At 49.3% G+C, this 23,379-nt stretch carries 26 protein-coding genes; 7 read left to right on the forward strand and 19 right to left on the reverse strand.

Annotation, left to right across the window (positions count from 1 at the left end; translation table 11 throughout):
• Nucleotides 1–126 precede the first annotated feature (126 nt).
• The 4 genes from aadA1 to aadB all read right to left on the reverse strand — a co-directional run bounded on the left by aadA1 (nucleotide 127) and on the right by aadB (nucleotide 3,050).
• Nucleotides 127–918 (reverse strand): ANT(3'')-Ia family aminoglycoside nucleotidyltransferase AadA1, encoded by a 792-nt coding sequence (gene aadA1, locus PSF28_RS22320; RefSeq protein WP_001206316.1) that lies wholly within the window; start codon nucleotides 916–918, stop codon nucleotides 127–129.
• Between the two features lie 16 nt (nucleotides 919–934).
• Nucleotides 935–1,735 (reverse strand): oxacillin-hydrolyzing class D beta-lactamase OXA-10, encoded by an 801-nt coding sequence (locus PSF28_RS22325; RefSeq protein WP_000846390.1) that lies wholly within the window; start codon nucleotides 1,733–1,735, stop codon nucleotides 935–937.
• 68 nt (nucleotides 1,736–1,803) lie between these two features.
• Nucleotides 1,804–2,436 (reverse strand): type B-3 chloramphenicol O-acetyltransferase CatB8, encoded by a 633-nt coding sequence (locus tag PSF28_RS22330; protein ID WP_048608591.1) that lies wholly within the window; start codon nucleotides 2,434–2,436, stop codon nucleotides 1,804–1,806.
• Nucleotides 2,437–2,516: 80 nt separating this feature from the next.
• Nucleotides 2,517–3,050 (reverse strand): aminoglycoside nucleotidyltransferase ANT(2'')-Ia, encoded by a 534-nt coding sequence (gene aadB, locus PSF28_RS22335; RefSeq protein WP_000381802.1) that lies wholly within the window; start codon nucleotides 3,048–3,050, stop codon nucleotides 2,517–2,519.
• Between the two features lie 146 nt (nucleotides 3,051–3,196).
• On the opposite strand from aadB, the gene intI1 reads away from it, so the two are divergent.
• From intI1 to PSF28_RS22350, 3 genes are all read left to right on the forward strand, one after another.
• The gene (intI1, locus tag PSF28_RS22340) at nucleotides 3,197–4,210 is read left to right on the forward strand and encodes a class 1 integron integrase IntI1 (protein ID WP_000845054.1); all 1,014 of its coding nucleotides are present in this window, start codon (nucleotides 3,197–3,199) and stop codon (nucleotides 4,208–4,210) included.
• Between the two features lie 305 nt (nucleotides 4,211–4,515).
• Nucleotides 4,516–5,073 carry a recombinase family protein gene (locus PSF28_RS22345; RefSeq protein WP_001162012.1) on the forward strand — a complete coding sequence of 186 codons (558 nt, stop codon included), beginning with the start codon at nucleotides 4,516–4,518 and terminating at the stop codon, nucleotides 5,071–5,073.
• Between the two features lie 2 nt (nucleotides 5,074–5,075).
• Nucleotides 5,076–8,048, forward strand: a complete 2,973-nt coding sequence (locus tag PSF28_RS22350; RefSeq protein WP_001138073.1) for a Tn3 family transposase — start codon at nucleotides 5,076–5,078, stop codon at nucleotides 8,046–8,048.
• Between the two features lie 123 nt (nucleotides 8,049–8,171).
• Here the strand turns inward: PSF28_RS22350 and PSF28_RS22355 are convergent, their stop codons facing one another.
• The gene (locus tag PSF28_RS22355; protein WP_131680266.1) at nucleotides 8,172–8,849 is read right to left on the reverse strand and encodes a hypothetical protein; all 678 of its coding nucleotides are present in this window, start codon (nucleotides 8,847–8,849) and stop codon (nucleotides 8,172–8,174) included.
• A 59-nt stretch (nucleotides 8,850–8,908) separates the two neighbouring features.
• Here PSF28_RS22355 and PSF28_RS22360 point away from each other — a divergent pair, with 59 nt between their 5' ends.
• Complete coding sequence (locus tag PSF28_RS22360) at nucleotides 8,909–9,220, forward strand: type II toxin-antitoxin system HigB family toxin (protein ID WP_131680265.1); 312 nt, start codon at nucleotides 8,909–8,911, stop codon at nucleotides 9,218–9,220.
• Complete coding sequence (locus PSF28_RS22365; RefSeq protein WP_094963114.1) at nucleotides 9,217–9,636, forward strand: helix-turn-helix domain-containing protein; 420 nt, start codon at nucleotides 9,217–9,219, stop codon at nucleotides 9,634–9,636. The genes PSF28_RS22360 and PSF28_RS22365 overlap by 4 nt, the downstream gene beginning before the upstream one ends.
• A gap of 79 nt (nucleotides 9,637–9,715) precedes the next feature.
• Here the strand turns inward: PSF28_RS22365 and PSF28_RS22370 are convergent, their stop codons facing one another.
• From PSF28_RS22370 to PSF28_RS22395, 6 genes are all read right to left on the reverse strand, one after another.
• Complete coding sequence (locus tag PSF28_RS22370; protein WP_131680264.1) at nucleotides 9,716–10,024, reverse strand: hypothetical protein; 309 nt, start codon at nucleotides 10,022–10,024, stop codon at nucleotides 9,716–9,718.
• Nucleotides 10,025–10,049: 25 nt separating this feature from the next.
• Nucleotides 10,050–10,385: a hypothetical protein gene (locus PSF28_RS22375; RefSeq protein WP_131680263.1), complete on the reverse strand. Its 336-nt coding sequence runs from the start codon at nucleotides 10,383–10,385 to the stop codon at nucleotides 10,050–10,052.
• A gap of 128 nt (nucleotides 10,386–10,513) precedes the next feature.
• Nucleotides 10,514–11,314, reverse strand: a complete 801-nt coding sequence (locus PSF28_RS22380; protein ID WP_131680262.1) for a methyltransferase — start codon at nucleotides 11,312–11,314, stop codon at nucleotides 10,514–10,516.
• A gap of 63 nt (nucleotides 11,315–11,377) precedes the next feature.
• On the reverse strand, nucleotides 11,378–11,824 hold the full coding sequence (locus tag PSF28_RS22385; RefSeq protein WP_131680261.1) for a hypothetical protein: 447 nt from the start codon (nucleotides 11,822–11,824) through the stop codon (nucleotides 11,378–11,380).
• Nucleotides 11,825–11,882: 58 nt separating this feature from the next.
• Nucleotides 11,883–12,380 (reverse strand): hypothetical protein, encoded by a 498-nt coding sequence (locus PSF28_RS22390; RefSeq protein WP_094963109.1) that lies wholly within the window; start codon nucleotides 12,378–12,380, stop codon nucleotides 11,883–11,885.
• 125 nt (nucleotides 12,381–12,505) lie between these two features.
• On the reverse strand, nucleotides 12,506–12,721 hold the full coding sequence (locus PSF28_RS22395) for a hypothetical protein (protein WP_094963108.1): 216 nt from the start codon (nucleotides 12,719–12,721) through the stop codon (nucleotides 12,506–12,508).
• Between the two features lie 200 nt (nucleotides 12,722–12,921).
• Here PSF28_RS22395 and PSF28_RS22400 point away from each other — a divergent pair, with 200 nt between their 5' ends.
• Entirely contained in the window at nucleotides 12,922–13,614 is a 693-nt protein-coding gene (locus PSF28_RS22400; RefSeq protein ID WP_136135334.1) for a hypothetical protein, read from the forward strand.
• Nucleotides 13,615–13,637: 23 nt separating this feature from the next.
• Here the strand turns inward: PSF28_RS22400 and PSF28_RS22405 are convergent, their stop codons facing one another.
• The 4 genes from PSF28_RS22405 to PSF28_RS22420 form a co-directional block, all read right to left on the reverse strand.
• Nucleotides 13,638–14,210 (reverse strand): DUF459 domain-containing protein, encoded by a 573-nt coding sequence (locus tag PSF28_RS22405; protein ID WP_131680258.1) that lies wholly within the window; start codon nucleotides 14,208–14,210, stop codon nucleotides 13,638–13,640.
• A gap of 139 nt (nucleotides 14,211–14,349) precedes the next feature.
• Nucleotides 14,350–14,910 carry a hypothetical protein gene (locus tag PSF28_RS22410; RefSeq protein WP_131680257.1) on the reverse strand — a complete coding sequence of 187 codons (561 nt, stop codon included), beginning with the start codon at nucleotides 14,908–14,910 and terminating at the stop codon, nucleotides 14,350–14,352.
• Between the two features lie 165 nt (nucleotides 14,911–15,075).
• A complete protein-coding gene (locus PSF28_RS22415) occupies nucleotides 15,076–15,498 on the reverse strand; it encodes a hypothetical protein (protein WP_136135335.1) in 423 nt (140 codons plus the stop codon).
• Nucleotides 15,499–15,657: 159 nt separating this feature from the next.
• A complete protein-coding gene (locus PSF28_RS22420) occupies nucleotides 15,658–16,080 on the reverse strand; it encodes a hypothetical protein (protein WP_136135336.1) in 423 nt (140 codons plus the stop codon).
• A 156-nt stretch (nucleotides 16,081–16,236) separates the two neighbouring features.
• On the opposite strand from PSF28_RS22420, the gene PSF28_RS22425 reads away from it, so the two are divergent.
• Nucleotides 16,237–16,644, forward strand: coding sequence for a DUF6896 domain-containing protein (locus tag PSF28_RS22425; RefSeq protein WP_094963102.1), 408 nt, complete (start codon nucleotides 16,237–16,239; stop codon nucleotides 16,642–16,644).
• A 43-nt stretch (nucleotides 16,645–16,687) separates the two neighbouring features.
• Here the strand turns inward: PSF28_RS22425 and PSF28_RS22430 are convergent, their stop codons facing one another.
• From PSF28_RS22430 to PSF28_RS22445, 4 genes are all read right to left on the reverse strand, one after another.
• Nucleotides 16,688–17,632, reverse strand: a complete 945-nt coding sequence (locus PSF28_RS22430; protein ID WP_094963125.1) for a ParB family protein — start codon at nucleotides 17,630–17,632, stop codon at nucleotides 16,688–16,690.
• Nucleotides 17,633–17,673: 41 nt separating this feature from the next.
• Nucleotides 17,674–18,876: an AAA family ATPase gene (locus tag PSF28_RS22435; protein WP_094963101.1), complete on the reverse strand. Its 1,203-nt coding sequence runs from the start codon at nucleotides 18,874–18,876 to the stop codon at nucleotides 17,674–17,676.
• Nucleotides 18,877–19,106: 230 nt separating this feature from the next.
• Nucleotides 19,107–19,373, reverse strand: a complete 267-nt coding sequence (locus tag PSF28_RS22440; protein WP_094963100.1) for a hypothetical protein — start codon at nucleotides 19,371–19,373, stop codon at nucleotides 19,107–19,109.
• A 58-nt stretch (nucleotides 19,374–19,431) separates the two neighbouring features.
• Nucleotides 19,432–22,851 (reverse strand): hypothetical protein, encoded by a 3,420-nt coding sequence (locus tag PSF28_RS22445; RefSeq protein WP_131680939.1) that lies wholly within the window; start codon nucleotides 22,849–22,851, stop codon nucleotides 19,432–19,434.
• Nucleotides 22,852–23,379 lie beyond the last annotated feature (528 nt).

Here is a 23,379-nt window from a genome sequence, read left to right on the forward strand (position 1 = left end):
GCTTAAAAATAATAAAAGCAGACTTGACCTGATAGTTTGGCTGTGAGCAATTATGTGCTTAGTGCATCTAACGCTTGAGTTAAGCCGCGCCGCGAAGCGGCGTCGGCTTGAACGAATTGTTAGACATTATTTGCCGACTACCTTGGTGATCTCGCCTTTCACGTAGTGAACAAATTCTTCCAACTGATCTGCGCGGGAGGCCAAGCGATCTTCTTCTTGTCCAAGATAAGCCTGTCTAGCTTCAAGTATGACGGGCTGATACTGGGCCGGCAGGCGCTCCATTGCCCAGTCGGCAGCGACATCCTTCGGCGCGATTTTGCCGGTTACTGCGCTGTACCAAATGCGGGACAACGTAAGCACTACATTTCGCTCATCGCCAGCCCAGTCGGGCGGCGAGTTCCATAGCGTTAAGGTTTCATTTAGCGCCTCAAATAGATCCTGTTCAGGAACCGGATCAAAGAGTTCCTCCGCCGCTGGACCTACCAAGGCAACGCTATGTTCTCTTGCTTTTGTCAGCAAGATAGCCAGATCAATGTCGATCGTGGCTGGCTCGAAGATACCTGCAAGAATGTCATTGCGCTGCCATTCTCCAAATTGCAGTTCGCGCTTAGCTGGATAACGCCACGGAATGATGTCGTCGTGCACAACAATGGTGACTTCTACAGCGCGGAGAATCTCGCTCTCTCCAGGGGAAGCCGAAGTTTCCAAAAGGTCGTTGATCAAAGCTCGCCGCGTTGTTTCATCAAGCCTTACGGTCACCGTAACCAGCAAATCAATATCACTGTGTGGCTTCAGGCCGCCATCCACTGCGGAGCCGTACAAATGTACGGCCAGCAACGTCGGTTCGAGATGGCGCTCGATGACGCCAACTACCTCTGATAGTTGAGTCGATACTTCGGCGATCACCGCTTCCCTCATGATGTTTAACTTTGTTTTAGCCACCAATGATGCCCTCACTTTCCATGATTTTGGTGGGAATGGATTTTCTTAGCGGCAACTTACTTTCGTTGTCTATATCCATGTTAAAGGCGAAAAAGTAAACCTCTGTCTCCTTCTCAACCCACCCAACCCACCATGCGACACCAGGATTTGACTCAGTTCCCACACCAGAAAAACCAGTTTTTGAATGCACTAGATATTCAGGTGCCGCCTCCGTTACCAAAGCCTCTTTTACTATTAGCTGGTTTTCTTTAGATGCTGACAATTTATTTAAATATAGAGACTCTAGAAACTCCACTTGATTAACTGCGGAAATTCTAAGCTGGCCTTCCAACCAGAATTTGTCAATGCCACCACTGATATTCTGGTTGCCATAGGAAAATTTTTTAAGGTATTTCTGCATTCTTACTTCGCCAACTTCTCTGGCGATTTGTTGAAATACGGGAACAGCTGAAACTTGTATTGCCCCTCTTAAGGTCAAGTCTCTTTCCCATTGCTTCATGGCTCTTGGCTTTCCGTCCCATTTGAAAACCTGATGCTCATTCTTTATGACACCAGTTTCTAGGCCGATAATTGCGTTGGGGATCTTAAATGTTGATGCTGGAAGATATTCCTTTGATGCACGAGCTAAGTCATTGGTAGCGCAGGATTTACTGCTACTTTTACAAAGCACGAAGACACCATTGACGGCTTCGGCAGAGAACTCTTTGTTCCAAGACGTATTTTCTGTAATTGAACCAGCTAATGCCGTACTCGAAAGACACGCGATAATTACATATGCGGCAAATGTTTTCATGGCACCTTCTTGGTGGCTAACGCCAGAATTAAGCCGTGCCGCGAAGCGGCGTCGGCTTGAATGAATTGTTAGACGACAAACTCGCGCCAATACTTATGCAGACCAAAAATATTTGACGAGCACAGCAGAGGCATTGCTGTCTTAATTTTATCCAGTGGCCAGTTCCACCACTCCATCTCCATGAGCAATGAGATTTCCTCATCGGAGAAGCGCTTCTTAATTTGCTTTGCGGGACTTCCTCCGATGATGGCATAAGGCACTACATCTTTTGTCACCAACGAGCGACTACCTATCACGGCACCGTCTCCAATTTTGATTCCGGGCATAATCATTGCCTCCGAGCCTATCCAGACATCATTGCCAATGGCGGTATCACCTGCTCTTTGGAAGGCATCGAGTGCGCTTGAGAAAGCAGGTTCCTCTTGCATATAGAAGAAGGGGAAGGATGATGCCCAGTCATGCCGATGCCCCTGATTGCCAGCCATGATGAAGGAAGCCCCGCTTCCTATAGAACAAAAGCTGCCAATGATCAATTTATCAACGTCATCACGATCTGGATGCAAGTATCGCGCGCATTCATCAAATGAGTGGCCGTGATAGTAGCCAGAGTAATAGCTATAACGGCCTACTTTGATGTTTGGATTTTTCACTTGCTCAGAAAGAAGCTCCCCTTTGAAAGGGCTGTCAAAGTAGTTTTTCATCAGAGTTCGTGGAACCTTTTCTTGCCGTCTAACACCTGAGTTAAGCCGCGCCGCGAAGCGGCGTCGGCTTGGACGAATTGTTAGGCCGCATATCGCGACCTGAAAGCGGCACGCAAGACCTCAACCTTTTCCGCCCCGAGTGAGGTGCATGCGAGCCTGTAGGACTCTATGTGCTTTGTAGGCCAGTCCACTGGTGGTACTTCATCGGCATAGTAAAAGTAATCCCAGATGATCGCCTCCCAGCTGTTACAACGGACTGGCCGCCCGGCGATGACGCCCTCAGCCGCCTCTGGGCACGAGCCCTGCGGAGCCTCCGCGATTTCATACGCTTCGTCTGCCCACCAAGCAGGTTCGCAGTCAAGTAACTCATCCCCGATCTCCGCTAAGAATCCATAGTCCAACTCCTCCATGACGCGCCCGCCGAGCATTTCAACTATTGCCTCGAGCTCGCCGCGCCTCTCGCCGGGAAACGTCAGATCAATATCATCGTGCTTGCGTGTTACACGCCCTAGCCGTGCATCGATCGCCCAGCCCCCACCGATCCAGAGCGGCAGATTTCGCTCATCTGCCGCAGCTAGAATTTTGTGTATCAATGTGACCTGCGTTGTGTCCATGCGGCCTAACTTTAGTTTTAGGGCGACTGCCCTGCTGCGTAACATCGTTGCTGCTCCATAACATCAAACATCGACCCACGGCGTAACGCGCTTGCTGCTTGGATGCCCGAGGCATAGACTGTACAAAAAAACAGTCATAACAAGCCATGAAAACCGCCACTGCGCCGTTACCACCGCTGCGTTCGGTCAAGGTTCTGGACCAGTTGCGTGAGCGCATACGCTACTTGCATTACAGTTTACGAACCGAACAGGCTTATGTCAACTGGGTTCGTGCCTTCATCCGTTTCCACGGTGTGCGTCACCCGGCAACCTTGGGCAGCAGCGAAGTCGAGGCATTTCTGTCCTGGCTGGCGAACGAGCGCAAGGTTTCGGTCTCCACGCATCGTCAGGCATTGGCGGCCTTGCTGTTCTTCTACGGCAAGGTGCTGTGCACGGATCTGCCCTGGCTTCAGGAGATCGGAAGACCTCGGCCGTCGCGGCGCTTGCCGGTGGTGCTGACCCCGGATGAAGTGGTTCGCATCCTCGGTTTTCTGGAAGGCGAGCATCGTTTGTTCGCCCAGCTTCTGTATGGAACGGGCATGCGGATCAGTGAGGGTTTGCAACTGCGGGTCAAGGATCTGGATTTCGATCACGGCACGATCATCGTGCGGGAGGGCAAGGGCTCCAAGGATCGGGCCTTGATGTTACCCGAGAGCTTGGCACCCAGCCTGCGCGAGCAGCTGTCGCGTGCACGGGCATGGTGGCTGAAGGACCAGGCCGAGGGCCGCAGCGGCGTTGCGCTTCCCGACGCCCTTGAGCGGAAGTATCCGCGCGCCGGGCATTCCTGGCCGTGGTTCTGGGTTTTTGCGCAGCACACGCATTCGACCGATCCACGGAGCGGTGTCGTGCGTCGCCATCACATGTATGACCAGACCTTTCAGCGCGCCTTCAAACGTGCCGTAGAACAAGCAGGCATCACGAAGCCCGCCACACCGCACACCCTCCGCCACTCGTTCGCGACGGCCTTGCTCCGCAGCGGTTACGACATTCGAACCGTGCAGGATCTGCTCGGCCATTCCGACGTCTCTACGACGATGATTTACACGCATGTGCTGAAAGTTGGCGGTGCCGGAGTGCGCTCACCGCTTGATGCGCTGCCGCCCCTCACTAGTGAGAGGTAGGGCAGCGCAAGTCAATCCTGGCGGATTCACTACCCCTGCGCGAAGGCCATCGGTGCCGCATCGAACGGCCGGTTGCGGAAAGTCCTCCCTGCGTCCGCTGATGGCCGGCAGCAGCCCGTCGTTGCCTGATGGATCCAACCCCTCCGCTGCTATAGTGCAGTCGGCTTCTGACGTTCAGTGCAGCCGTCTTCTGAAAACGACACCATGTGCAAACGATGTCAGAATAGAGTTAAATTTCCTATTGATTGACATATTCCGTCAAAGGTAATAGATTTCATCCTGACACTTTTGCCTTTGGAGGCATCTTGCAAGGTCAACGCATCGGCTATGTCCGCGTCAGCAGCTTCGACCAGAACCCGGAACGGCAATTGGAGGGTGTTCAGGTGGCGCGGGTGTTCACCGACAAGGCTTCTGGCAAGGACACCCAGCGTCCCGAGCTGGAAAGGCTGCTGGCCTTCGTCCGCGAGGGCGACACCGTGGTGGTGCATAGCATGGACAGGCTGGCACGCAACCTTGATGACCTGCGCCGCATCGTCCAAGGGCTGACACAACGGGGCGTGCGCATGGAGTTCGTCAAAGAAGGGCTGAAGTTCACCGGCGAGGACTCACCGATGGCCAATCTGATGCTGTCGGTCATGGGAGCCTTCGCTGAGTTCGAGCGCGCCCTGATCCGCGAACGTCAGCGCGAGGGAATCGTGCTGGCCAAGCAGCGCGGTGCCTACCGGGGACGAAAGAAATCGCTGAACAGCGAACAAATTGCCGAGTTGAAACGGCGAGTTGCGGCAGGCGACCAAAAAACCTTGGTGGCCCGTGACTTCGGCATCAGCCGCGAAACCTTGTACCAGTACCTGCGGGAAGACTGACCATGCCACGCCGCTCAATCCTGTCCGCCACCGAGCGCGAAAGCCTGCTGGCACTGCCAGATGCCAAAGACGAACTGATACGGCACTACACGTTCAACGAAACCGACCTGTCGGTGATCCGTCAGCGTCGCGGCGCCGCGAATCGATTGGGCTTCGCTGTGCAGCTTTGCTACTTGCGATTCCCTGGCACCTTTTTGGGCGTCGATGAGCCTCCGTTTCCGCCCCTGTTGCGCATGGTGGCCGCGCAACTCAAGATGCCAGTGGAAAGTTGGAGCGAGTACGGCCAGCGCGAACAGACACGGCGGGAGCACTTGGTCGAGCTGCAAACGGTTTTTGGGTTCAAGCCCTTCACCATGAGCCACTATCGGCAAGCCGTGCATACATTGACCGAGCTGGCCTTGCAGACCGACAAAGGCATCGTGCTGGCGAGCGCACTTGTCGAGAATCTGCGGCGGCAGAGCATTATCCTGCCCGCCATGAATGCCATCGAGCGCGCAAGCGCCGAGGCCATCACCCGTGCCAACCGACGCATTTACGCGGCGCTGACCGATTCTTTGTTATCACCCCACCGTCAGCGCCTGGACGAACTTCTCAAGCGCAAGGACGGCAGTAAAGTGACGTGGCTGGCATGGCTGCGCCAGTCGCCTGCCAAACCGAACTCTCGCCACATGCTCGAACATATTGAGCGCCTGAAATCCTGGCAAGCACTTGATCTGCCCGCAGGCATCGAGCGGCAGGTTCACCAGAACCGCCTGCTCAAAATCGCTCGTGAAGGTGGCCAGATGACGCCTGCTGATCTGGCAAAGTTCGAGGTGCAACGACGCTATGCCACGCTGGTAGCGCTGGCCATCGAAGGCATGGCCACCGTCACCGATGAAATCATCGACCTTCACGATCGCATCATCGGCAAGCTGTTCAACGCGGCCAAGAACAAGCATCAGCAGCAGTTCCAGGCTTCCGGCAAGGCGATCAACGACAAGGTGCGGATGTATGGGCGCATCGGTCAAGCGTTGATTGAGGCCAAGCAAAGCGGCAGCGATCCGTTCGCCGCCATCGAGGCCGTTATGCCCTGGGACACCTTCGCCGCCAGCGTCACCGAAGCGCAAACATTGGCGCGGCCTGCCGACTTTGATTTCCTGCACCACATCGGTGAAAGCTATGCCACGCTACGCCGCTACGCGCCGCAGTTCCTGGGCGTGCTCAAATTGCGGGCTGCGCCCGCCGCCAAGGGTGTGCTCGATGCCATCGACATGCTGCGCGGCATGAACAGCGACAGCGCGCGCAAGGTGCCCGCCGATGCGCCAACCGCATTCATCAAGCCGCGCTGGGCAAAGCTGGTTCTGACCGACGACGGCATCGACCGGCGTTACTACGAGTTATGCGCCCTGTCGGAGCTGAAGAACGCGCTGCGCTCCGGTGATGTCTGGGTGCAGGGTTCTCGCCAGTTCAAGGACTTCGACGAATACCTGGTGCCGGTCGAGAAGTTCGCCACTTTGAAGCTGGCCAGCGAATTGCCGCTGGCAGTGGCCACCGACTGCGACCAATACCTGCATGACCGGTTGGAATTGTTGGAGGCGCAACTCGCCACAGTCAACCGCATGGCTGCGGCCAACGACTTACCGGATGCCATCATCACCACCGCGTCAGGCCTGAAGATCACGCCGCTGGACGCGGCAGTACCAGACGCCGCGCAAGCCATGATCGACCAGACAGCTATGCTGCTGCCGCACCTCAAAATCACCGAGTTGCTGATGGAGGTCGATGAATGGACGGGCTTCACCCGCCACTTCACACACCTGAAGACCAGCGACACGGCCAAGGACAAAACCTTGCTGTTGACGACGATCCTGGCCGACGCGATCAACCTGGGTCTGACCAAAATGGCCGAGTCCTGCCCTGGCACCACCTACGCCAAGCTGTCTTGGCTGCAAGCCTGGCACATCCGCGATGAAACCTATTCGACGGCGCTGGCCGAGCTGGTGAATGCGCAGTTTCGGCAACCCTTCGCCGGCAACTGGGGTGACGGCACCACGTCATCGTCGGACGGCCAGAACTTCAGAACCGGCAGCAAAGCAGAAAGCACTGGTCATATCAACCCGAAGTATGGAAGCAGTCCAGGACGGACTTTCTACACCCATATCTCCGACCAGTACGCGCCCTTCAGTGCCAAGGTGGTCAACGTGGGCATTCGTGATTCAACTTACGTGCTTGATGGCCTGCTGTACCACGAGTCGGACTTGCGCATCGAGGAACACTACACCGACACGGCAGGCTTCACCGATCACGTGTTTGGCTTGATGCATTTGCTGGGATTTCGCTTCGCGCCGCGTATCCGTGACTTGGGCGAAACCAAGCTATTCATCCCCAAGGGCGATGCCGCCTATGACGCGCTCAAGCCGATGATTAGCAGCGACAGGCTGAACATCAAGCAAATACGCGCCCATTGGGATGAAATTCTGCGGCTGGCCACCTCCATCAAGCAAGGCACGGTAACGGCTTCGCTGATGCTGCGCAAACTCGGCAGCTACCCGCGCCAGAACGGCTTGGCCGTGGCGTTGCGCGAGCTGGGGCGCATCGAGCGCACGCTGTTCATTTTGGATTGGCTGCAAAGCGTGGAGCTGCGCCGCCGCGTCCATGCGGGGCTGAATAAGGGCGAGGCGCGCAACGCGCTGGCCAGGGCGGTCTTCTTCTACCGATTGGGTGAAATCCGCGACCGCAGTTTTGAGCAGCAGCGCTACCGGGCCAGCGGCCTCAATCTGGTGACGGCGGCCATCGTGTTGTGGAACACGGTATATCTGGAGCGTGCCACCAGTGCTTTGCGTGGCAACGGCACGGCGCTGGACGACACATTGTTGCAATATCTGTCGCCGCTGGGGTGGGAGCACATCAACCTGACCGGCGATTACCTATGGCGCAGCAGCGCCAAGGTCGGTGCGGGGAAGTTTAGGCCATTGCGACCGCTGCCACCGGCTTAGCGTGCTTTATTTTCCGTTTTCTGAGACGACCCCTCAAAGCGATCCTCAGCGGTTTTAGCATGATTTTAATGTCGTGATGCGATTTCTTTTTCATCACATCACAACGCGCCTTACATTAACGATTTATGACAGACTCTTTTCGACCCAACGATATTCTTTGGTCTGGAAATTGTCCTGCAAACAGATGACGCATTTACCGTTGCGGCTTTCAGCGTAAACACTCCAGTGATGTACTGGCGTATCACAGTTATCAGAAACAGACTTGATGAAGCCGCTGAGCTCATGCTTCTGTACGATGGTGAGTTTGGATGTCGCCACCAGTGAACGCAGTTCAAACGCATCAAACTCGACTGTGATTAACCCCGCAGGGAGCGTCACTTCGTTGCAAACGGAATACAGCTCGCGCGGCACCGTGAAACACACACAGGTTTGTGCATATTGCTCAGCAGTAATATCGGCTGACGACTCAACCGCACATAGCAGCGTTTCCGATGAGATACCAATTTCTGCGTCGTGAGTACGATCCACCAGCTGGAGTGCTTTGTGCGCCTCATATTCGGAGATAGGCTCCCTACCTCTGTCAGACAAGACCTGGTGAATATCTTCCGTATCCCACAGCTTCGTCAGCACAACGGCATGTTGGTTTTTTGTAGAGAGATGAGCGATAAGTTCTTTGACTGTGCAGTACATAGGAAACCTCTTTTTATTGGTATTTGTCGTTTTGTTTACCTCTTTATTGAAACACGACCTCAGCCGCTGACGAAGAGTAGATAGCAGAATAATTAATTTATTAGTTGCCATATTGGCAACCAATAGTTTAGATGTTAAAATGTTGACAAATAGGAAACACGAGAGATGCAATGCACGTAATATCAAGAGACCCTTTTGACCAGGCATCCAAGCGATTTCCAAACAGTGCTCAGGCACTATCTGACGTATATCGAACACTGAAGCGCGATAGTTATCAGACGCCTGATGAGCTTAAAAAGGTTTTCCCCAGCCTTGATCGGATGAAATATAGAGAGAAATGGTGGGTTATAGATATCAGTGGCAATACCTTAAGAATGATGTTTTTTGCCGACTTTGACCGGGGAAAAATATTCGTGAAACATATAACAACCCACGCTGAATACGATAAGTTAACTGATCATTACCGGAGAACAAAAGCATGATGTTTCAAGATGCCGTAAACGCAGCACAAAACCTGATAAACCTCGTGCCGTTACTGGGAGACAGTCACTCACGCACGGATTATGAACAAGCAGTTCAGTTGGTTGAGCACCTCGTCGAAAACGACCCAGACAACCCGCTTATCGACATGATTTGTGCGAAGATTGATGCGTATGAAAAAACCGCGCCAGAATTTGCTGAATTTAACGAACGGTTAGCAAACAGCGATAGCGGTGTAGCAGCATTGAGAACGCTGATGGATCAATACCACCTTAATACGACAGACTTTCAAGAAGAGCTCGGTTCGCGCTCATATGTCAGTCGCATTCTCAAAGGTGAACGCGGATTAACACTGGAGCACATCAAAAAACTGTCTGCGCGTTTCAATATCCCTGCCACCATTTTCATAGGTTCATAGGCCAAACGGTGACAGTCGAGCCCGCTCATTAAAAAACCCGCGATATGCGCGGGTTTCTTTTTTGATTCAGTAAACAATCTTACCGAATTAACTGCCGGTTGTGCTGAATAGTACAGACCGCACCAAGACCCGCATGCAGCACGAAGACTACCAACACAAACCATCCAGTGAGCGGGATCTGTAACGAACTCTGGGATGCCGCTGACACGGTCAATATCAAGCCTATAAGACCAACATATTTAACCGCCAGTGATAGGCACACCACTGCGGGACTGCGTAGCCCTGGCTGCTTGTGCGTTTCGTGATACTGGTACTTTGCATACAGCCCGCACAGCACCAACAAAGACAATGTCATTAACGTTAAAGTACCGATCAGTAATGCCAGCATGACAACCCCCTTTCACCAGATTTTGTCAGCCAATATGGCAGACGCTTTTCCACAGCTTGCGTGCATCACCGCCCACGTCGAATGAGTAGCTCTCGCCAAATTCCTTATCGTCGAATTTGCACACTAGACCATATGGCGTAATGAGCATGTGGGCACCCGCCACGCTGATCCCAAACAGTCTGATACTGATATGCACGGGAACAGACACTACGCCCTTACCGCCCTGGCGAAACCGCTCCAATGCCGAACTGAACATGCCGCGATTAATCAGCACCTCCAGTAAGTGCTCGTTGACCCAACTCCCCTGGTCACCAAAGACGGTTGAATTCGGTTTAACGCTGATGATATTTTGTGGCTTCATCTCTCCCCCTGTGCTATTTCAGCACCCTATTCTGGATGGACGTTTTCCCGGATTTGGGATCTTTCCAGTATCGCTCCGCTAACGCTACTGACGAAAAAACCGCCCGTAGGCGGTTTTGGTGTTGGTGGTTAAAAGTCGATTTCCAGCAGAACAGTTTTCACCAGCGTACCGGACTCTTTGAAGGCCTTGTCCTCCAGCTCAGTGAATGAGCCCCCGAGCAGCTTCACCCGTTCACGGAAGGCCTTGGTCAGGGCATCTTCTCGGAACAGCACGCCAGCTGACAGGATGCCCCGCAGGCGACCGCCTTGCGTATACATCCCGCCAGACAGCAGCAGATCCAATGCCCGGTTCGTGTGCTTGATATCAGCCTTATTTTTGAAAGGCGGGTTCATGATGATGACATCGAATTTCTCATCCATTTCAAGGCTGAGAAAATCAGCATTGACCAGTTCAAGGCTTGTGCCCGTCAATTCAGGGTTTACCAGAGCCATGATTTCAGGATCATTGTTCAGTTGCTGGACACGCTTTTCATCCAGTTCAACGGCGACAATATTGAGGTTTTTTGCCGCTTTAGCCACCGCTTTGACGATGCGACCATCTCCGCAGGACGGCTCCAGAACGCGATCCCCGTCCTGAATATTGGCGCTGGCGACCATCGTATTGATAATTTTTTCCGGCGTCGGGAAAAAGTTGAAGTCGTCTTTCGGCACCACAACCGATCCGCTCAGGATGATGTCGTCGATACGACCTTCCGCACTGCCGTCAAAAATATGGGCTTTTTCTTTACGGTTCCACTTCCCGCCAGCGGCTTCCAGCACCTTGTTGGTGTTGGTGTACAGGCGGCGATCTAGTTGACCTTCCAGGAAGAGTTTATTGCCTTCTACTCGTGCTTCTGACAGAACTGCGAGGACGTCGTTTGATACTTGCATTTCTTACCCCAACCTTTGCTATTGAAATTAGCCACCAGCCCCACGCTGATGGCCTGAGTTTTGTTACCCGATCACCTCGACAGATTGATAGGTTTCATCTGCCAGCACGTCGTCTTCGTTGCTGTCCCGCCCGAAAATTGCAGGTAGGCGATCAACTTCAAGATGGCTTGGCATCCATCCCAAAGTACGCGCCACCCAGAAACTACGGGTATACCCAGCATTATCGACAACGGATACCCGCGCACCTTCGTAGCCCACCAGCTGAGGACTCAGGTTACCATTGCACTGCAAACCGGTGCGTTTGGCGTGCTGATGGCCTTTTTCCATCATCGCCATACACTCGGTGTAATGCTCGAAAGAACCTGCTTTACTCTTCGGTTCGGCAACACCCATCCACTGCGCCACAGCTTTTGCACGCTTTGCCAGCAGGGCAATTCCGATAGGGAAAACACCACTGCCTTGAGTGAAGATGTATTGCTGTTTCTGTTTGTCAATTTTCAGCTGGTTCATAACGGGTTTCCTCGTTGCGATAATTGTTCGGCCTGCAATCAGACCGAACGGCTAATGACTAATACATAAATTGGACGTTTTTTTCGTCGTAAATCTGCTTAACCACCGTTTCACCACTTAATTCCATCGGTTCAATCCCATCAGGAAGGCTGACTGCCGCAGAAACTTCGGTATGAAAGAATCCGTTCTCACGGTAAAAAACGCTGTTCATGACAATTGAATCGGCACCGTCTTCCACGAGCTCAGCCAGAAGCTCTTCCGGCGTCCACTCCATCGCGTTGATAGCGTCACGCAATTCCGTCAGTTCCTGCTCATTCGGTGATTCGGATGCCAACAGTGCATCTAATTGCTGAATGTAGGGATGTTGCGGCTTAAACCGACGCAAGAACTTACCTGCTTCACTTACGCCATCAGTACGATTCAGACCAAAGGTCATGCTGCGTTTATCGGCGCTGATGGTCTTTTGTTTGCGCTCTTCACTGATAACCCAAGGAATTTGCGCATCACGCTTGTAGGTCACGAAATAGCACTGAGTACATGTTGAAGTTGTTGACATAAAAAAACCTCTTTTTATTGGTATCGTTGTTTTGTTTACCAAACCAGTAAAACACGACCTAAGCCGCTGACGAATAATAAAAAAGAGGTTATTTTGAGAAACAATATCGGCCGCTGAATATGGTATTAGCGGAAGGATCCCACGGCAATTTTTCCGTGGTAATAATGCAGCGCGCGAACGCTTTCCTTGTGGTCGTCATCACCCGCCTTGCCCGATTGGCTATTTATTTTGGTTGTCTGGTACCGCTCAACCAAAGCCATGTACTCCGGATCATTTGCCCGGTCATAACGGACAGCAAAGCGACGGCTGACTCCGAATTTATTTCTGCGATTGGCACCCATAGGACATCCCCATTAAACCCTGTTGGCTTGATGTGATAATCATCTCATAGGCGAAGTTCTGGCAAAGGGGGGGAAGACTGACTGATACTCAAAGCAGCTGCCTACTCAAAATATTTGCTTCTAAAAAAGGCTTGATCTTTTACCTTCTAAAGGTAAATTTTATTTAACTTTAGAACAATCTCACTGGAAAAGGAATTAAAGTGAATCCCAAAAAGAATCCAACAAAAACACAAAAAGGCATTTTCATTTTTTTAATTGCGTTATTAGTGGCTCATATTTGTATAACAGCGAAATACAACAGAGAGTTTCGGAGCCAACCCTACACTGATTTTTTTGACGATTTAAAATACAAGTTTGAGCACGTAAAACTCAGTGAACTACAACAATATCCCTCTTATGGAACCTTAATAATTACATCGAATGACAAGATATGGGCAAACCAAAATAGTGATTTGACGAAAAATGTTGAAGTGATGTTCTGGTATGAAAAAGCAAGCCTTATCAATGGTGTTCGTTTGATAAGTGTAGTTGACCCACCATTTAAATCCCCTAACGAAACAACATTCTCAATTCCAATTCCTGAACTTATTGGCTACAAATTGACGCACATAAACCTAGGGGAATTAACTATTCCTTTTGACCGTAATTCGGGAAGACAATTCCCGTTCAACCAGCCTAACACAATAGGTACGGCTTATGATTATTACACCCAAAAATACTCAACCGAAGAAGAAAAAAAACAAAACTGCTGGGCTGGCTATGATTGTCTACATCACCGACTATTTACTGAGATGACGATACAAATCGATTTAGAGGGAACAAAAAAATTATCCTCTTCAGACACATTTATAATGTATGACAGTTCTAGCAGCAAGGGAGCTGCCGCATACTGACCTTTTTCATTTGAAATAAAAGATTACTGCCCCATCAGAGCGCGTATAATCAGGTCACTACCTTTGTGGGTGTAATGGATACCGTCCTCAGTTCGTACCTGAACGCCTCGGATTTCCCTTGCATATCCTTCCCCCAAGGCTACCTTGGGGTCGAACAGCGAGATCCTCGTTTCTTCAGCAGCCTGCCGGATAGCCTCTCGGGTATACTTCAGGGCATTTTCCATTACCGTATTTTTCATTGCAGGAGGCAGCACCCAAACAACAGAGGCTGAGGGGTTGTCTTGCTGAATTCGACGAATGAACTGAGTTGCTTTATGGCGATACCCCACGATTTGGCTTTCACCTATCCCATCATTGGCACCAAGTGAGATCACCACAGTCTCGTAGTCCTGGAAAGATATCGTTTGAACGTATTCATTCCACTTCACCGCACTGCGATCGGTAAGGCCTGTACTCTCTTTGTAAATGCCTTCAACTGGCAGATGTTTTTTGGCGCTGGTGGCAAGGCTATAGGTCAGGCTGTCACCGATAAATAGCGGTTTGGCAAAGGCAAAAACAGGCAGGTACAGCATGAACATTAACACGGATTTCATCATCTAATTTCCTCAGCAGAATACAGCCAATGATTTTAAAAAAGATGTTTTTTTTAATCCACGTTAAACTCCGACACTTTGCAGACAAAAAAGCCCACGCCATTTGGCGCAGACTCTTAAAGCTATTTGTGGTGGCTACTCGTCAGGCCACGGCTTCCTTAGCCATTGCCAAAGCTTGCTCTTGGGTTTTCGCCACGCCGAACCACAAGATCCGAGCTGGAGGGAAGTCGCAACGTAGCATGCTAAGAACGCGCTGTTCACTTTCGGCGAGTTCAGGCTTGTACGCGGCCACACAGCGTTGGTATTCTGGCCCTCTACGTAACTGCGGGATAGCAAAAACAATGAAGCAGCGGTCTTCTGGCTCAGCGCTTTGCATACCTATCTGCGACACCGCATAGTCATACGCAAACTTTTTTACGTCGTAGAAACTGCCGCTTCCATCGTGAAACATCGTGTATTCGATTTTAGTACCGGCTTGCGCACGCTTCTTCATATGCTCAGTTTGCTGGCTATTGTCCCAACGGTGCATCTGCATACGGCTGGCTTCTTTGCCCTTCAGAACAGCCTTGGCATTCGGTTTGTAGCCTTGTGCGATCAGCGCGTCAATCCACTCACGGACAGTCACTACTGAGCCGTTGAAACGGATTGCTGAAGCTAAATGGTTTTTAGCGCGTTTTTCGTTTGCATTTACTAATGCGATCATTGTGGTTTCCTCTTCTTGTTCATTTTGTTTACCTAATTATTTAAGCATGAGCCGCACCACTGACGAAGGGATTACCCAATGATTTTTATAATAAAAAATGCCCATCGAGGGAGATGGGCATTAAGGGGTATCGTGGGTTTGGGAAGCCCACTTCATGATCGGACGCTAAGCATGTGTGGCAGCGTCGAACTCGGGTGAAAACTCAGGGTTTATGCGGATGATAGTTGCCATTTCGACTCTCAAATTTACCTCCACATATTCCCCGTGCTTTAGAAACTGGACTCTTTGGTCGATACGACGCATTCCAATGCCGTTGGATTGAGCCTTAACCCACCAATCGACGTCTGACGGGATTGTCAGTGTTAATCCCTGCCACTGGGTCATGAACACGTTACCCATCGGCTTATACGTTTTCTGAGGCTTGCACCAGAACGGAAACAATTGCTGAACCAACTTTCCATTGCGCGGATCTACAAACTCCAGGAAAACACCAAAAGGCGACTCGCTTAAGATGGTTTTAAAATCCATCCACGCTGCGTGACAGAAGGCGTTATCTCTCAATATCTTTACTGTTTTCACGTCGTTCATTTCGTTTTGCCTTGTTGGTTTCTATGTAATAAGTAAAGCATGACCCCAATCGCTGACGAATAGTGAAAACTATATTATTTTGAATTATTTCTTTCGTGGTTGATTTTGCTTCAGGTAAAAAAAACGCCCACCGAAGTGAGCGTTTCAAAATGGAGGGACTTAACCTTTCCCGTTGATAACCCGGATCAGTTTTTCATTCTGCTCTTGGACCAGCACTTCTGCCCTGGACTGAACATCCATCATCCGCCGGGTTGGCATCGCCTCACCGAATAACGACGCGGTTGCAATGGCCTGAAGATACTCAGACTTCAGGTGGCTTGCCTCTGAGTCCGCAATAGGAAAAGCAGGTAACGGCACCCGTTTCACGATGGAAACGGCCACTGATTGCTGCGTTTTCATCGCAACATTGGTCACCTCGAACAACAGGAGGAACCCCGCGAATGAGCAAAGAGCAATTTTTGCGATCTTTGCTTTAATTCCATCCACGGTCAACCAGACTATCGCGGAACAGGGAATGCCGAGAACAATGAAAAGCAATGCCCCACCAGGCGTTGAGGCTACTATTGTGAACAAGGTGATCATATTTCCTCACTTAAAGGCTGTAGTTGACCAGGACATTGTCCCCCGCTGACAACCGCTAAAGAAATTTTTAAACACCAAATCACGAGCCTCCCCTTACTTGACATCTTGGCGAGTGTCGTTAATGTTGAGATTAAAATTAATAACAAAGCAAATAATATGGATACTCGTCTTCGTAACCTCATCAACGATTACCTAAAACGCATTTCTGAAGCCATTGAATTAATGAAACTCTCAGGGATCGCGTTACCTAAGTCTAACAACGAATGGGCATGCAATGCTCTCCCTATCAAAGGTGTATTAAATGGAGGGGTGAAGTATTTCAAACACGGTTACGGCTGTGCCGTGCATTTAAAATCAGGCGTTGTAGATTTTGACTTTGGTGAGCATGGAGAGATAAATGGATTTGACTATTGGCGGTTAAAAAGCATTTCAGATAATAGTTTAAACCAGTACGGATTCAACTCCCCTAATGAATTAAAAGAATGTTTTGAAACTGAAATATCAAATGGCAACCTGATATTTTCTGGCTACATTCTCTACTACAAGAAAAACACGTCTGTCTGATATGGTTAACGACCAGTTTCCTGGTCGCTAACATTACTTCATATTATTTTTGTTCTGATGCAAGAATTGCTTGGATGGCTTCATCTATTTTCTCTTGAACTTCTTTATCTATACGAGAGAATTCATAAGAAAACGTTCGATTTTTCGGGTTTACTTTACGACGTGCATAAATCCGTCGATCTGAACCTTTAAATAATTCAGTGGTAACAACCGGGCTTACCGCTGATGGCGGTTTCCGGCTTATCTGTGCATCCCTGAAATAAAGCATAATTCTGGCTTTAACTTCTTCCGGAGACATTGAAACGATCTCATCATCTCCGTCTATTTTATCCATTATTTCAAGGGTGATTTCTTCCAGATCAGCATCTTTAGCTTTCACCTCTTCAGAAAAATCCAGCAAAAATTTGTAATCTGGCAAAGTCAGTTCTGACACGACAGGGAATAACGACACCATAACACTAGGGACAGCGGCCGCCTGAAAAGCTCGCGTAACTTTGGCATTCGAAATACCTTCCGCTTTTGCAATCTCAGATTTGCTCATGCCTTGGTCATGCATGACTTGAAAACGGAGACCAAGCTCACGCAGATTATGTTCTTTTGCAGTTTGAATATCAGCTGCGAGTTGCCGTGCATCATCAACACTGATAGTCTCTGATGCCACCAACACTTCAAAATCCACGTTGGCAAATAAGCAGGCAGCGCGACGGCGAGAGCCATCCAGAATTTCAATTCGATCACCAACCACTCTGCCGATAGCTGGGAAAAACTGCTGTAAAACAATGGTTCTGACAATATCTTTAACGGACTCTTCAGTTAGCGTGTCCTGATCCCGGCCATTGATTTTTGCATCGACAAAGGTACGTGATTCTATTTCAGCCGCTGGAATGATTTGTCTTGAAAAAGTTACTTTCAGACCAGATGCGAGCGTAAACACCTTGCTCTGGTTTATGCCTGATTCAAGCATCGTAGTTATCGGGGAACTCCCCATTTGGCGACCAATTTTTTGGACTGGTTTGAATGCTGATCCGCTCACTTAGAACTCCTTAAATACTCAATTCTGTCAAACACTGCGCGCGCAAACTCATCGGCCTGCCCTTTTGCCTTTCTGAGTGCGTCAGCACTCCCTGGATATGAAGCGGGGTTTGCGCTGATAACTGTATCGAACGATTCACCACATCGTTCAAATCCATCAAGGCGTGATAATGATGCATCAAGCATCGAACCGGCATAAACCTCCCTTGCAAAGCTATGAGAAGTCTGGTGATCCTGTTTTGTGCCCATTTTTGACATAAAACCAATATTGCCGAGCAACTTCAGATCAATACCTTCATTTTCAATTCTTTCTACCATTTCTGGCAGTCTTGTCAGGTATTTCATTGTTGAATGAAAGTCTACCTGAGCTGGAGGTGTCGGAGTTAAAAGCAGATCACTGGCTGCTATGCCATTTAGCATAAATGCATCTAGATGAGGACCGGTATCGATCAAGATAAAATCATAGTCATCTTTCAGACGCTCTACGATGTTTTTGCGCAATACCTCACTTGGCGAAGTACCTGGCAAATATTGTTCCACTAAAGACCCCCATTCACTCGCCACAAAGGCATCATCAATAGAAGCAGGGATAACATCAACACCAGGCATAACAGTTGGCTTAACAAACTGCTCAATTAATTGTTCTCTGCTTAGATTGTTAAGCATGGCCTGCGCCGCCGTTTCGGCTACTGAGCCGATACTATTTTGATGGCTAAGAAACATCGTGCTCGACGCTTGGGGATCGAGGTCTATAACAAGGATCCGTAAATCGTACTGAATAAGAGATGGGTGAGCTCTCATCCCATGAGCGAGAGTAACCGTACTAACAGTTTTTGATACTCCACCTTTAAGGTTGATAACAAATATCGCGAATCCGCCCTCACGCTTTTCTCTGTAAGTTTCTACTCCGCGATGTTTGTAGATATCAATAACGTTTTGTAGGGTTAGCGCATATTGCGACGTTCTTCCTGTCTGGCGTTTATTAAACTCGTACCCACTTTCTTCCATCTCAGCGACCGCAGAATCTACAGCCCGTTTATTAAGCATAGGCAGCTTAGCTACGGCGTTTTTAGTGAATGTTTGGTAATAACCGGTTTGATTAAACTCGAGCCGCTGTTGCTCGATTTGAGTGCTTAAACCGTTCAACATAATATCAGCTCGTTGAGCAGTTTCTAAAATGCCACCATAGCTTTTTTTCATATATAAGCCACCTAATAATGTACAAAGTTAATTGCATTGTACATGTTTTTTGTCTCAGTACCAGTTTTCTTGTACGGTATCTTTTTTTTATATCAGGACAAAAAAAGTAGTTCCATTCCCAATAGTTGGTCTCAAACCTTTATCTATCATTTATTTCCGAAGAATAAGGGTGTAATTTGCACATAAAAAAACCGCCGAAGCGGTTTTATTTTTTGAGCTATACGTCACATTTAACCGTGAAAGAAAATCGGCATATTCAGCACCCCGCCAATAAAGTCCTTTTCATCACTTAACTCTCGATAAAACGGAGAGTGAGCCTCTGCCAGTGCCAACAGCGCTCCACGCTCTGGCCCGAACTCATTGACCTTTTGGGTGATCTCCGCGAATATTTTACGGACCGTTGCCAAGTGATTTTCGGGCAAGCCATCTTCCTCCAATAATTGAAGGAACTCCGTGAACATCACATTGCGTGGGATCGGGCTGTACTCTTGAGACATGTTCCCCTCCAAGTTTTGCCCCGCCAGGGGCGGCTGATAAACCTATTCATATCGGATATTAATAACGCGATTTCCAGCGCACGACGCCTTCTGGCAGCTTCGGCTCGTTGTCATTGCCAAAACCACTGTGAAAATCGTCCTTGTATTTTCTGACATCAGGATTCCGCGCGATGATGTATCGCATCGCCAATTCCTTATTAGCAAACGTCATGCGGGTAAATGTTCTTTTCGGTGCGATCAACCCTTCAAGGCAGCGAGTCTCATCAAAACCAACTGGGCAAATATCAAACCAGTGTGATAAACCGAATGGTGCTTTGGTCTTAGCAACCTTAGCTTTGGCCTCATCGTCATAACATTGAGGTAATACCACCTCAATGACATCGACCGGGTCGTCAAGCTCAAGCGCGCTATTGCCGATCAGCGCATCCATCATGGGTTTCCCATTTTCGTCACGTAGCGAATTCGCCAACCATAACGCTTTAATGCCATGTTGCGGTTGTTCTGCATATGCTTCAGCATAACGCCAGCGTGCATCGAAGCTGCTGATTTCGCCGACTAAGTTGACATGGATGTCATAGTCCAGCCCGCCGTAATCCAGATCTTTATTCGCACTGAACATATTTATATCCGGCATTTCTTTTGTTGCAAAAAGCCAAATATCAGCTAACTGAGTGCCCAGCTCCTGCTTCCGTCCTTCAGGGTACCGGTAAGGAGACGCGTACATTTCTGCCAACTTATCCTTGGTGCTTTCATTTTCCAGTCGCTGGTAAATGCAATGAGCCGCTTTGCTCAGCGAGCCCAGGTATACGAATTCCCATTTCACTCCAGCATAGCCGTCTTTAGCGATTCGAATACCGATCGGGAACATCAACGCGGGTCGCTGTACTTCCCCGCCTGTCGCTCGGTTGTAGTTCATCTCAACGTAGGCCTCTTTCCACAAATGCGCCATTTCCGCCAAGCGGCGTTGATTTGCTGGGTTTAGGCGATGTATCTCGACAGCGCCTTCTTCGACGAACTGGAACGCTTCTTGTTTTTCTTCGTAGCTCCCGAATGCAGCGGTTAGATTTTTCCACTCTTCCGCTTCCGGCCATTCGTAGAGGGTGGTTTCTGCCACATTTGAGGCGATCAACGTTACCCAGGAGCGTGACACTTCTTTGATGCCTGTTTTGGTCAAGTTAAAGTTAACCCGCTGAACCCAGATATGTGGCTCCAAGCGGTCATCACGCTCATCTGGACGAGGGGCTATGTATAGGGATAATTTACCACTAGCGTTAACAATCAAACGTAGTGGCTGCGCCTGGTTTTCGCATGCGAAATCGATCACCTTCGGCAGTAAATGCATGCCACGGCAGGCGATCATGTCCATCATGTTCAGTAAACTTTCCCACTGTTTTTTATCGCCCATCGCATCCGAGAGCGGCGCGCCACGGTTGGCTGCACGCCAGGCTAGTACCGTTTTATCAATGATGCTGTCATGTTCGGTTAACTCACCGACCCGCCCGGCCACCAGCGCTGCATTAAGTAAGTCACGATATTTTTGTTCAGACCGTCGTTCTTCGCGCAGGTATTTCGCCAGCGATTTAAACAATGCAATGTAATACGAGTGGTTAGAGCGTACCGAGCGGGAATAAATGTAATATTCCAAATCTTCTGCCGTTACTGCATCCAGACACAAGTATGGCAACCGTTCACAGCCTTCATCCCATTGTTTATTATACTTTTCAATACACACGTTCACGTTATATTCACGGGTGGTATTTCCCCGACGTGAATAGCTGGTTTTCTTGACCGGTGCTTTTACCGTTAATAAGCCGTCTTTAATAAAAGCCACGGCAACGTTACGTTCATCCTTAAAATCAACGGTGAAGCTGTACGAGCCGTATGAGCGGTCGTCATTCTCTTTAGCAGCTCCTGGTGCGGTTGTCGGATTCACCAATGAATGCCATTGGCACATAACACGCGAACCGCTCCGCATATGGCTGTTTGCCCATTCAATGTAGCTGTTCAGAGACATGCGCTTGCTTGCTTCGGGATTGCTTAACAAGCTGGTTCCATCGGCATCATGAATGAAACGGCAATACTGCTCCTGGAATTTCATTGATACGAAATTCACACCGGAAGTCTGGTCGTAGAAATCACCAAACAGCTTTTCACGATGGTCCAGACCACAGCACATGATCAGAAAACGTTTATAATGAAGAGCCATGCGTTCATGAGACTTCAGGCGGTCGGAGTACGCCACATCCTGAAATTTGATTTGCTCCCCGTCGATACCTCTGAACAACCGTTCTTGTTCATCCTGAGACGGGAACAGCATATTGGCACCCAGGTGTGATTCGACAGGTGAGACGATGCGATATAGATTTTCACCATCACGCACCATCAGGAAGACTTTGGCATTTTCAGCATTGTTGATGATATTTTCCAAGCGATCCTTATAGTCAATGTAACGACGGGTTGAAGCCATTACTAAAACGCAACGCGGTGAAGGAAATATCTGGTTTACCAGGGCGTCATTTTTACAGAGCGCGTCAAAGAATTTGCCAATATCGCTGAAGTCAAACCAGTCATTGAGATCGTAATGGATCGCCAGTTCTTCATCGACCATTAACTTTTGCTGGACAAAAGTCAGCGGCTCGTCGGCCGGTGCAGACGCTCCCTTGCGGATCACCTTCACATTGACATCTTTGCCAATATAGAGGTCCAGCGACTGAATGCCATCCATTAGCTTATCAACTTGGGTCCGTGCATCTTCCGTGGTCGCCAACTGCGCCGCTGCCATTTCAGAAAAATATGGCACTACCGCCTGCACGGCCGCAGTAATTTCCTTGTTCCGTTCTTGGATCCATTCCGATTGAATGGTTGCTATCTGGAGGTTTTGTTTTGCAGCGTCCTGCATGCTTTTAATATCATTCTCAGTAATACCCGATGCAAGTGCCTCCCCCAGAGACCCAGTAGCCAGGCGCACTGCATTATTACTGATTGCTGGCATTGTGCTGGCACTTTCCCCTTTCGCAGCTGCTTGCTGCTCGATACGTTGAGTCACTATAGACTTCATCGACTCTGGACTGGCGAGAGCATGAGAAAGCGCATTAGTCAGTTCGGTAACACGCTTTTGGCAGGCAGCAACTTCTGCATCACGGATCTCTTTTGCATCATCTGCGAATTCAAAGCGCTCAACAAAGTCGTTAAACAGGAAGCGGTGCTCTTTGACGGTACGCTTTACACTTCGGGAAACACCATCTTTATCAACACTTACAAAGGTAGCGTATTGGTCGTAATGCTTCGGATGGGCCCGCAGAATAACAGTATGCAGCTGGTTTTCGACCCAGCGTAGAGACTCAATGAGAAGTACCTCATCGCCCAGGATTGCCTCTTCTGGGATATCCTGCTTTGCGCGCCAGTATTGACCGCTCTGTAGGGAGTTGAAGCGTTGGATGCGCTCGACTTTCTCTTCGCGAACTATGATACCTGTCATGGTGCTACCCTCAGTTATGATTCATTTTCTTTCATTAATAGTCACATGACCACAACAGGTAACGAAGCTTTTGAGAGTTTTTAACGCACAACCCCCCTAATAAATTGTTACTTTATCCAATCCGATTTGATCGCAGCAAAGTCAACATGATTGAATATTGTTGATGCTGGACTATAAACCCTCCAACCCTGTCACTTTTCATGTAACTTTTCACAAATCCACTAAAATCGTTGATGCTAGACGATTTTAATATCGTTGACGCTAGATTATTTATGTAACAAATAAATTGTTGACGCTAATCGAATTGAAATTATTTTTGTTGATGCTGGTCTATTTTTGGGGCGAGGATGTGTTATTTAACAGCTCAAATAACCAGGAAGGGATAACGGGATATACACCGCAAAAGTGAGCAACAAGCAGTGATACCGCTAGTTCAAACAAGGAGAAGTTTCACGAAACTTAGGCCTAAGTTATAAGTTTTACAGCCTTTTTAGTGCATCGAAAATCGTCTTGCTCCAACGATTTTCG

Source organism: Providencia sp. PROV130 (genome assembly GCF_028482225.1).
In the GTDB taxonomy this organism is placed as follows: domain Bacteria; phylum Pseudomonadota; class Gammaproteobacteria; order Enterobacterales; family Enterobacteriaceae; genus Providencia; species Providencia rettgeri.

Excerpts from the sequence above, each read along its gene's own strand:
- aadA1 (WP_001206316.1), bottom strand. The coding sequence starts at position 918 with ATGAGGGAAGCGGTGATCGCCGAAGTATCGACTCAACTATCAGAGGTA.
- PSF28_RS22325 (WP_000846390.1), bottom strand. The coding sequence starts at position 1,735 with ATGAAAACATTTGCCGCATATGTAATTATCGCGTGTCTTTCGAGTACG.
- PSF28_RS22330 (WP_048608591.1), bottom strand. The coding sequence starts at position 2,436 with ATGAAAAACTACTTTGACAGCCCTTTCAAAGGGGAGCTTCTTTCTGAG.
- aadB (WP_000381802.1), bottom strand. The coding sequence starts at position 3,050 with ATGGACACAACGCAGGTCACATTGATACACAAAATTCTAGCTGCGGCA.
- intI1 (WP_000845054.1), top strand. The coding sequence starts at position 3,197 with ATGAAAACCGCCACTGCGCCGTTACCACCGCTGCGTTCGGTCAAGGTT.
- PSF28_RS22350 (WP_001138073.1), top strand. The coding sequence starts at position 5,076 with ATGCCACGCCGCTCAATCCTGTCCGCCACCGAGCGCGAAAGCCTGCTG.
- PSF28_RS22355 (WP_131680266.1), bottom strand. The coding sequence starts at position 8,849 with ATGGCAACTAATAAATTAATTATTCTGCTATCTACTCTTCGTCAGCGG.
- PSF28_RS22360 (WP_131680265.1), top strand. The coding sequence starts at position 8,909 with ATGCACGTAATATCAAGAGACCCTTTTGACCAGGCATCCAAGCGATTT.
- PSF28_RS22365 (WP_094963114.1), top strand. The coding sequence starts at position 9,217 with ATGATGTTTCAAGATGCCGTAAACGCAGCACAAAACCTGATAAACCTC.
- PSF28_RS22370 (WP_131680264.1), bottom strand. The coding sequence starts at position 10,024 with ATGCTGGCATTACTGATCGGTACTTTAACGTTAATGACATTGTCTTTG.
- PSF28_RS22375 (WP_131680263.1), bottom strand. The coding sequence starts at position 10,385 with ATGAAGCCACAAAATATCATCAGCGTTAAACCGAATTCAACCGTCTTT.
- PSF28_RS22380 (WP_131680262.1), bottom strand. The coding sequence starts at position 11,314 with ATGCAAGTATCAAACGACGTCCTCGCAGTTCTGTCAGAAGCACGAGTA.
- PSF28_RS22385 (WP_131680261.1), bottom strand. The coding sequence starts at position 11,824 with ATGAACCAGCTGAAAATTGACAAACAGAAACAGCAATACATCTTCACT.
- PSF28_RS22390 (WP_094963109.1), bottom strand. The coding sequence starts at position 12,380 with ATGTCAACAACTTCAACATGTACTCAGTGCTATTTCGTGACCTACAAG.
- PSF28_RS22395 (WP_094963108.1), bottom strand. The coding sequence starts at position 12,721 with ATGGGTGCCAATCGCAGAAATAAATTCGGAGTCAGCCGTCGCTTTGCT.
- PSF28_RS22405 (WP_131680258.1), bottom strand. The coding sequence starts at position 14,210 with ATGATGAAATCCGTGTTAATGTTCATGCTGTACCTGCCTGTTTTTGCC.
- PSF28_RS22410 (WP_131680257.1), bottom strand. The coding sequence starts at position 14,910 with ATGATCGCATTAGTAAATGCAAACGAAAAACGCGCTAAAAACCATTTA.
- PSF28_RS22415 (WP_136135335.1), bottom strand. The coding sequence starts at position 15,498 with ATGAACGACGTGAAAACAGTAAAGATATTGAGAGATAACGCCTTCTGT.
- PSF28_RS22420 (WP_136135336.1), bottom strand. The coding sequence starts at position 16,080 with ATGATCACCTTGTTCACAATAGTAGCCTCAACGCCTGGTGGGGCATTG.
- PSF28_RS22425 (WP_094963102.1), top strand. The coding sequence starts at position 16,237 with ATGGATACTCGTCTTCGTAACCTCATCAACGATTACCTAAAACGCATT.
- PSF28_RS22430 (WP_094963125.1), bottom strand. The coding sequence starts at position 17,632 with ATGGGGAGTTCCCCGATAACTACGATGCTTGAATCAGGCATAAACCAG.
- PSF28_RS22435 (WP_094963101.1), bottom strand. The coding sequence starts at position 18,876 with ATGAAAAAAAGCTATGGTGGCATTTTAGAAACTGCTCAACGAGCTGAT.
- PSF28_RS22440 (WP_094963100.1), bottom strand. The coding sequence starts at position 19,373 with ATGTCTCAAGAGTACAGCCCGATCCCACGCAATGTGATGTTCACGGAG.
- PSF28_RS22445 (WP_131680939.1), bottom strand. The coding sequence starts at position 22,851 with ATGACAGGTATCATAGTTCGCGAAGAGAAAGTCGAGCGCATCCAACGC.